The organism is Veillonella atypica, assembly GCF_041431435.1.
Lineage (GTDB): Bacteria > Bacillota > Negativicutes > Veillonellales > Veillonellaceae > Veillonella > Veillonella atypica.
In genome coordinates, this window is the sequence record NZ_JAPVXV010000006.1 from 130,642 (window position 1) to 139,819 (window position 9,178).

Genomic DNA, 9,178 nt, shown 5'->3' on the forward strand with positions numbered 1-9,178 from the left:
AATGAAAAAGAAACAATTACCATTAATGATTATGACAACATTATTGTTAGGCATTCATAGTTTTGCAACTGTTGAGGCTGCACAGGTAGTAGGTAAATTGGGAACAAAACCTGTTGTAGCTAAATCATCAACAACGGTGTCGGGAAAAACTCCTGTAAAAGCTGTGCGTGGAACTATTGGAAAATCCACGTTTAAACCGCTCGTTATAAAACCGGCGCCAAAGGTTACTGCATCTACGACTATTAGACCTAAAGTTACAGCAACTACAACTGTTAAACCTAAGGTTACTGCACAATCAAGCGTAAAGCCAAAGGGTACGACCGTAGCCAATGCAAAACCAAAGGTTGCTAATACTACTGCTGTAAAACCGAAGCTTACAACTTCTACTACAGCATCTCGTGCAACGGCCGCGGTGGTGACGAAGAATCAAGTAGAACAAGTAACAACGCGCGTTCGTGTAGAAAATACACCGGACGTTCGCGTTTTACTTGGATCTCGTCGTCAAGATGCCTCCGTATCGAGTGCAAATGGCGTAACTGTTCTTACTAGCAATAATGGTAAGGTTGGTAGTCATAAGGTTGTATCCGTAGGTGTACGGGGCAATAAGATTGCTGTTAATGGCAAAGCTCTTGATTCTGTTGTCACATTAAAACCTACGAGTGGTGATATTTTTACCTTTGAAGGCAAAGCGTATCGAGGGGCTCTTACATTGCGGGCCAATAATGGAGCTATGATGGTTATTAATGCAGTTCCATTGGAATCGTATTTATATGGTGTTGTTCCACAAGAGGCGATTCCATCTTGGCCAGCAGCGGCCTTAGAAGCGCAAGCTGTAGCGGCTCGTACGTATGCACTACATACGATGGAGCAAAATAAAAATCAGCTCTATGATGTGAGCACGTCTACAGATCATCAAGTATATGGTGGTGTGAGCGGTGAAACACAAAGTACTACGGCTGCTGTTAATCATACTAAAGGCGTTGTTATGCTATATAATAATCGTCCTATTAATGCCTTGTTCCATTCTGATGGTGGTGGCTATACCGAGGACAGTGTCAATGTATGGGGCAATGATATTCCGTACTTGAAAGGTGTTAAAGATTTTTCAAATAGCAATTCTAGTGCGTCAAATTGGACAGTATCCACAAGCCGTAGCACTTTAGAGGGCAAGTTAAATGCTGCTAGTAAGGGAGTGGGTAAGTTGAAGAGTATTCAATTAACCCCATTGGGAAATCCTGGCAAGGCCACAGCCGATAGAGGCGTGTCTGGGCGTATTAAATCGGCGACCTTCGTAGGTACTGCTGGTAAGGTTACGGTAAGTGGTGATGATTTACGGGGCATGTTAGGTTTAAAGTCAACATTATTTGATTTTTATGTCAATCAAAATCCAGCAAGTTCAACTGGTAAAGCGTATCATACTTTCACAGGCAAGAATGATACAGTGTACATTAAAGGTCATGGGTGGGGCCATGGTCTTGGTATGTCACAATGGGGCGCCGCTGAAATGGCGAAACGAGCTGGTACGGGGGACACTAATTATTATCAAACAATTTTAAGACATTACTATAGTGGTATTACATTGAAAAAAATGTATTAAGGATAAGAATGAAAGTTACAGATTTTGATTATGATTTACCAGAGGAGCTTATTGCTCAACATCCTGTAGAGCCTCGCGATACATCGCGGTTGCTTACATTGGATAAAATAACTGGTGAGTATACACATAAAGCACATTTTTACGAATTACTTGATGAATTACAAGCAGGAGATGTCCTCGTGTTTAATAATACGAAGGTTATCCCAGCTCGGTTATATGGTCAACGAGAGGGTTCCGGTGGCAAGGTGGAGGTTTTATTACTTACACCATGTGGAGAAAATCGCTGGGAGTGTCTCGTTAAACCTGGCAAGAAATGTCCGATTGGACAGGTTATTGTGTTTGATGAGCGGTTGAAAGCAACTGTATTAGATAAAACTGATTTTGGCGGTCGTATCGTGGAATTTACCTGCGATGGTGTATTTGATGATATTATTCAAGAAATTGGTGAAATGCCGTTACCACCATATATTCATGAAAAACTTGAGGATAAGGATCGCTATCAAACGGTGTATGCAAAGGAAAAGGGATCTGCTGCGGCTCCAACAGCGGGACTACACTTTACACCGGAACTATTAGAGAAAATTAAAGCTAAAGGTGTAGAACTCGAGTTTGTTACCCTTCATGTTGGTTTAGGTACCTTTAGACCTGTATCCGTAGAAACTATTGAAGATCACGATATGCATAGCGAATTCTACAGCGTATCTGAAGATACAGCGCGTCGTATTAATGAAGCAAAATCTAAGGGTAAGCGTATTATTGCAGTAGGTACTACATCGATTCGCACCTTGGAATCAGCCTCTACTGATGATGGTATACTACATGCCACAAGTGGATGGACAAAAATCTTTATCTATCCGGGCTATAAATTTAAGATGGTAGATGCATTGGTAACTAATTTCCATTTACCACAATCTACATTATTAATGCTCATTAGTGCACTAGCCGGTCGTGAACATTGTTTAGCAGCTTATAAAGCAGCTGTAAAAGAACGATATCGATTCTTTAGTTTTGGCGATGCTATGTTTATACGTTAGGAGATTCTATGCCGAGTATTACATATGAATTACAGAAAACTTGTCCTCATACGGGTGCCCGTGCGGGATTGTTACATACGCCACATGGTACGTATGAAACACCTATGTTTATGCCCGTTGGGACACAGGCGACAGTAAAAACGATGACGCCAGAAGAGCTAAAGGCCATTGGGTCACAAGTGATTTTAAGTAACACCTATCATTTGTTCCTAAGACCTGGCCCTGAGCTCGTAGAAGAAGCTGGTGGCCTTCATAAATTTATGAATTGGGATCAAGCAATCCTTACGGATAGCGGTGGTTTCCAAGTATTTAGCTTAGGCGATATGCGTAAGATTACCGAAGAAGGGGTAACATTTAGATCTCATATCGATGGATCTAAACAATTTCTTTCCCCAGAGGTGGCCACAAAAGTACAGGAACAACTTGGATCTGATATTGCGATGGCCTTTGATGAATGCATTCCTTATCCTGCAGAACATGATTATGCGAAACGCTCTACAGCGCGTACTACGCGTTGGGCACATCGATGTCAAGAGGCTCGTCATGCTCATGATAGACAAGGTATGTTCGGTATTGTGCAAGGCGGTATGTATAAAGACTTGCGCAAACAAAGTGCAGCTGAATTAGTGGCGATGGATTTTGAAGGATACAGCATTGGTGGTTTATCTGTAGGGGAACCACATGATTTGATGAATGAAATTCTCGAATATACAACACCGTTGTTGCCAACCAATAAAGCTCGTTATTTGATGGGCGTTGGTACAGCTGACTGTTTGGTAGAAGGGGTGGCTCGCGGTATTGATATGTTTGACTGCGTATATCCTACACGAGTTGCGCGAAATGGGATGGCCATGACTTGGCATGGGCGTCTTAATATTCGAAATGCTCAATATGCGCATGACTGGGGCCCTCTTGAAGAAGGTTGTCAATGTTATACATGTAAAAACTATTCTCGTGCTTATTTACGCCACTTATATAAGGCGGAAGAAATTTTAGCATTGAGACTTGTTACATACCATAATTTATATTTCTTATTAGAGTTTATGCGCCAGATGCGTAAAGCTATTTTAGAGGATCGATTCCCTCAATTTAGAATGCAATTTTGGGATAACTTTAATAAATAATATAAAAAAACTAGTCAAATTCATTTTGAATAGATATACTTATAAAGATAAGATGAATTTTAGTGAGGAGGATTACCCATGGGTGATATCGAACAAATTTTACAAACTAGCTGGCCAATCCTTTTGATGGTCGTAATTTTTTATTTCTTGTTGTGGCGTCCACAAAAGAAACAACAAAAAGAACGTACTAATTTGTTGAGCAGCTTGAAAAAAGGCCAAAAAATTGTAACTATTGGTGGTATCTATGGCGAAATTATCGAACTTGATGATGAAAAAGTTAAGGTACAAGTAGCGGAAAAAGTAGAAATGACATTTGCTCGTACTGCTATCGCATCCGTAGTTTCTAAAAAAAATAAGGAAACTAAGTAATGATAACAAAAGAAGCAGTGCGCCAGGCGTGCAAGTCCCAGCGCGCTGCTTTATCTATTGCAGATTGTGAATCTTGGGCACCTAAGCTGTGTCACGAGATTGTTCAATTACCTCAGTATGAACAGGCACAATCGATTATGGCCTATTTGGCGATGCCTAAAGAAGCCAATTTGGATGATGTTATAGAACATGCTTTACAGGCAGGTAAACGCGTTTATGTACCTGTTTGTACTGATAAGACTACGATGATTGCTGTACGACTTCATAATCTTCACGATGTAGTGCATGGCGTCCTAAATATCCGTGTCCCAAAGGAACCCTATGAAATCATTGATCCTAAGGATATTGATTTTGTGCTAGTGCCTGGTGCCGGATTTGATCGGCTTGGTGGTCGTATGGGAATGGGAAATGGTTATTATGACCGTTTTCTTAAGGGGCTTTCACCATCGAACTATATTGGTGTCGCATGGGAAGCGCAAATTATGAAAAACCCGATTCCGATGGAACGCTATGATCAACGTATGCCCGCTATCGTTACAGAACAGGGTGTAATTCATGTTATTTAGAAGGGAGCAACGATTTTGAAAGGCAAGGCTATAGTTAAATTCTTAGTCGTTATTGCTGCAATTATTGGTTGTTTTGCGTATTTTATTGGACCGTTAGCCGGTTCATTAAAGCAAGGCCTTGATTTACAAGGTGGTACGCATATTGTGCTAGAAGCAGAGGATACTGAACATGGTACAGCTGATAATGATGCGGTAGAACGAGCAAAACAAATTCTTGAACGACGCATTAATGAAATGGGTCTGTCCGAACCTATTGTGCAACGGGAAGGGGCAAAACGTATTATCATTGAATTACCAGGTGTTAAAGATCCGGATGAAGCAATGAAACGTATCGGTAAAACAGCGGTCCTTGAATTTAAAAATGAAAAAGGCGAAACTGTTATGACCGGTGATGACCTAAAAGATGCAAAAGAGGAAATGGGTCAAAATAAACAACCTTTAGTTGCTATCGAGCTTAGTGATGAAGGGGCAAAGAAATTTGCTGATTTAACATCTAAAAATATTGGTCGTCATATTTCCATTACTCTCGATGGTGAAGTACTCACAAACCCTGTAGTACAACAAGCTATTACCGGTGGTAAGGCTACTATTTCTGGTAGTAAGTCCTTAGATGAAGCAAAAGATTTAGCAATTTTATTGCGTTCTGGTGCATTACCTGTAAAAATTAATGTCCTTGAAGTTCGTACTGTAGGTCCTTCTTTGGGTCAAGATTCAAAGGATAAATCCGTAGTAGCATTTGGCGCTGGTATTGCCATGATCATGGTATTCTTACTTTTGCTCTATCGTTTATCCGGCTTTGTTGCCAATGTAGCATTGCTTGTATATGTTATGTTATTACTTCTCGTGTTAGGTAAAGGTTTTAATGCAACTATGACCTTGCCGGGCATTGCGGGTATTATCTTGTCTATGGGTGTTGCGGTAGATGCGAACATCCTGATTTTCGAACGTTTTAAGGAAGAGGTTTTCTCTGGTAAATCCATGCGTGTTGCTATGGAGGCTGGTTTTAAACGGGCTCTTTCTACAATCACTGATGCGAACGTATCCGTTATCATCACAGCTGGTATCTTGACAGTCTTAGGCTCTGGTCCGGTAAGGGGTTTTGCTATCAGCTTGGGCGTAGGTGTTGTTGTAAGTATGTTTACAGCGATTACTGTCAGCCATTTCTTACTTCGCCTATTAATTGATTGTAACTTTACTAATCATCCATTCTGGTTTGGTGCTAATATCTCACCAAGTAAAAGTTCTGATGATTTTGCACCAAAATCTTTGAAAGGAGGTAAGCGCAAATGAGTTTCAACGTAATTAGACATCATCGTTGGTGGTTTGTGATTTCCTCCATTCTAGTAATCATTAGTTTAATTTCTATTTTTACAAAAGGCTTTAACTTTGGTATTGACTATACTGGTGGTACCATTGTAGAGGTTCAATTCACTAAACCTGTAGAGGTCAGTCAAGTTCGTGATGTATTGAAAACATTCGACCTTGAAAATGCACAAATTCAATTGTCTGGTGATACTGCAGAAACAGCAGGCGAAGATGTTATGATTCGAACTCGTAACTTGGAGCCAAGTGAAAGTGCAGCTGTAGTAGAAAAATTAAATAGCGATATCGGTGAAAACACAGTAAAACGTATTGAAACCGTTGGTGCTGTTATCGGCTCTGAAGTAACGCAACATGCGCTATTGAATCTTGTTATTGCCTTTGCTGTATTGGCGCTCTATATTTCTTATCGTTTTGAATATAGAATAGCCGTATCTGCATTGACTGCTATTTTCCATGATTTGATTATGGTATTAGGTGTATTCTCATTCTTCCAATTAGAAATCGATGCATCTTTCTTGGCAGCCATCTTAACCGTTGTAGGTTATTCCATGAACGAATCTGTAGTTATCTTTGACCGCGTTCGTGAAAATGCTCATACTCATAAACGTACTGATACATTTGAAGATTTGGCGAATGCTTCTATTGCACAAAGTATTCATCGTAGTATCTATACATTAGCTACTGTAATGTTTGCCTGCGTATCTCTATTTGTATTTGGTGGGGATACAACAAAAAACTTCGCTCTATGTATGATTATTGGTTTTGCCAGTGGTGCATACTCCTCCATCTGTGTCGCTACATCTTTATGGGTGCTCTGGAAAAATAGAAATAAGAACGACATTCGCAATCAATAATTTGATTGTTATGGTGAAAGCTATAAACCCTAATCGCATTTTATTGCGATTGGGGTTTTTCTTATGAGTGAGATCATTGTGATTCAAAGAGAAATAACATACAATAAAGACTATATAAGGTTTTAAGTAGAAAGAGTGATATAGTGAGTTCAGAACGTTTATGGAGTCCTGCTTTTATCAATTATGGTGTAAGTAGTGGCATTTTTTATATGACCCAATATGTCTTAGTGGCGGCATTGCCCATAATTTTAACAGCTGAATTAGGTGGTACCGCTTTAGATGCGGGATTGGCTATGACATATTTCCAAATCGGGACCATCTTATGTCGTCCTTTTGCAGGACGTTTAATTGATGGGTTGGATAAACGCATAATTTTATTGATTTCATCTGTTTTATTCTTTATTATTATGGGGTTGTTTAATTTAACCACATCGTTACAAACGATTTTTGTGCTACGGGGCATACATGGCGCTATATTTGCATTAGGTACTACTGTTATGGCAGCACTGGCCGTAGTTGTTTTGCCTGCTTCACGCAAAGGTGAAGGCATCAATATGTTTGCTGTATTCTCAAATATTGCTATGGTATTAGGGCCTGCTGTTGGTTTATATACATTACAAGCCTATGGAAGTTCAGCGCTATATATATTTCTGACTATAATGACTGCGCTAGCTTTTATTTTGAGTAATGTCATTCGATTGCCAAAAGAGTTAGCTAAACCGAAACAAAAATCTTCTAAGGGATGGAGTATATCTCAGTTTATAGAAAAACGAAGCCTTCCTTGGGCATTAATGGGATTGTTTATAGGTTTTACATACTCTGGTGTTCTAGTATTTATTCCTATTGAATTGAATAGTATGGGAGCAGGTGTATGGGGTAGTGTGTTCTTTGCTTTGTTTGCGCTCATGATAATTATTAGCCGACCATTAGTAGGTAAAGTATATGCTAGATATGGCTCACGGTTCGTCATCTATCCTGGTGTAGGCCTATTTATCGTAGGCCTCGCTATTCTTGGAGTGGTATCGACTCCGGTTGGGATTATTTGTACTGCGCCATTACTTGGGCTAGGCTATGGAGCAGCTCAACCTGCATTTCAAGCGTTAGCAGTTCAATCAGCACCAATAGAACGTGCAGGCGTTTCTACAGCCACATACTTTTTAGCACTTGATATAGCCGTCGGGGCTGGATCGGTTATCTTAGCCTTAATTGCAAAATCATTGGGCTATCAATCTTTATATCAAATTACATCACTCATAATGATCATAGCATTGGCTTTATATCATTTTGTAATTCGTAAACACTCATATATAGCGGAATAAGCATTATAAAAAGCACGTATTTGTTATAGTATTTATGATTAGTCATCTATCAAAATACTAAGCAAGTAGGTGCTTTTTTATATGTATATGTACACATATGACGACAAGGTAAATAGGTGAAAAACTTATATATAAATGAGATAATGATGAAGTTGCAAAAAGCATTAAAAAACATGTTGACGTTTTCTTTGTTTATGATATACTAATACAAGTCGTTAGGACACAGCGTAATTCGGATGACAGCACATCATTAAAACCGTTGAATTTAATTCAAAAAAGTTTTAAAAAGTGCTTGACGAAATACTCTGAACTTGGTATTATAATCAAGTCGCTAGCGCACGACAGTGACTAGCAAACAGATCTTTGAAAACTGAACAATGATAGGTAATCAATCATATGATTGAACATATGCCAGAGTGCGGGTTTTGACATAGTCAAAACCAACCATAATTCAAAGTTACTTAAATGTAACGACAACACATAATGAGCTACTCAAATAGCTTCAAGATATCTTGGAGAGTTTGATCCTGGCTCAGGACGAACGCTGGCGGCGTGCTTAACACATGCAAGTCGAACGAAGAGCGATGGAAGCTTGCTTCTATCAATCTTAGTGGCGAACGGGTGAGTAACGCGTAATCAACCTGCCCTTCAGAGGGGGACAACAGTTGGAAACGACTGCTAATACCGCATACGATCCAATCTTGGCATCGAGACTGGATGAAAGGTGGCCTCTATTTATAAGCTATCACTGAAGGAGGGGATTGCGTCTGATTAGCTAGTTGGAGGGGTAACGGCCCACCAAGGCGATGATCAGTAGCCGGTCTGAGAGGATGAACGGCCACATTGGGACTGAGACACGGCCCAGACTCCTACGGGAGGCAGCAGTGGGGAATCTTCCGCAATGGACGAAAGTCTGACGGAGCAACGCCGCGTGAGTGATGACGGCCTTCGGGTTGTAAAGCTCTGTTAATCGGGACGAATGGTTCTTGTGC

8 protein-coding genes and 1 rRNA gene are annotated in these 9,178 nt (G+C 40.1%); all 9 read left to right on the plus strand.

Annotated features, from left to right (window positions below):
* The first annotated feature begins 1 nt into the window (after nucleotide 1).
* Nucleotides 2-1,597 (plus strand): SpoIID/LytB domain-containing protein, encoded by a 1,596-nt coding sequence (locus O3598_RS08650; protein WP_371452391.1) that lies wholly within the window; start codon nucleotides 2-4, stop codon nucleotides 1,595-1,597.
* 8 nt (nucleotides 1,598-1,605) lie between these two features.
* A complete protein-coding gene (queA, locus tag O3598_RS08655) occupies nucleotides 1,606-2,631 on the plus strand; it encodes a tRNA preQ1(34) S-adenosylmethionine ribosyltransferase-isomerase QueA (RefSeq protein ID WP_371452393.1) in 1,026 nt (341 codons plus the stop codon).
* An 8-nt stretch (nucleotides 2,632-2,639) separates the two neighbouring features.
* Nucleotides 2,640-3,755, plus strand: a complete 1,116-nt coding sequence (gene tgt / locus O3598_RS08660; RefSeq protein ID WP_005378320.1) for a tRNA guanosine(34) transglycosylase Tgt — start codon at nucleotides 2,640-2,642, stop codon at nucleotides 3,753-3,755.
* Nucleotides 3,756-3,833: 78 nt separating this feature from the next.
* Nucleotides 3,834-4,124 (plus strand): preprotein translocase subunit YajC, encoded by a 291-nt coding sequence (gene yajC / locus O3598_RS08665; protein ID WP_005378318.1) that lies wholly within the window; start codon nucleotides 3,834-3,836, stop codon nucleotides 4,122-4,124.
* Nucleotides 4,124-4,690 (plus strand): 5-formyltetrahydrofolate cyclo-ligase, encoded by a 567-nt coding sequence (locus O3598_RS08670; protein ID WP_005382975.1) that lies wholly within the window; start codon nucleotides 4,124-4,126, stop codon nucleotides 4,688-4,690. The genes yajC and O3598_RS08670 overlap by 1 nt, the downstream gene beginning before the upstream one ends.
* A gap of 15 nt (nucleotides 4,691-4,705) precedes the next feature.
* Nucleotides 4,706-5,980 carry a protein translocase subunit SecD gene (secD, locus tag O3598_RS08675; protein ID WP_005378325.1) on the plus strand — a complete coding sequence of 425 codons (1,275 nt, stop codon included), beginning with the start codon at nucleotides 4,706-4,708 and terminating at the stop codon, nucleotides 5,978-5,980.
* Complete coding sequence (gene secF / locus O3598_RS08680) at nucleotides 5,977-6,867, plus strand: protein translocase subunit SecF (RefSeq protein WP_005378319.1); 891 nt, start codon at nucleotides 5,977-5,979, stop codon at nucleotides 6,865-6,867. The genes secD and secF overlap by 4 nt, the downstream gene beginning before the upstream one ends.
* A gap of 143 nt (nucleotides 6,868-7,010) precedes the next feature.
* On the plus strand, nucleotides 7,011-8,186 hold the full coding sequence (locus tag O3598_RS08685; RefSeq protein WP_371452394.1) for an MFS transporter: 1,176 nt from the start codon (nucleotides 7,011-7,013) through the stop codon (nucleotides 8,184-8,186).
* A 509-nt stretch (nucleotides 8,187-8,695) separates the two neighbouring features.
* Nucleotides 8,696-9,178: ribosomal RNA gene (locus tag O3598_RS08690) — 16S ribosomal RNA — on the plus strand; the annotation flags it as partial.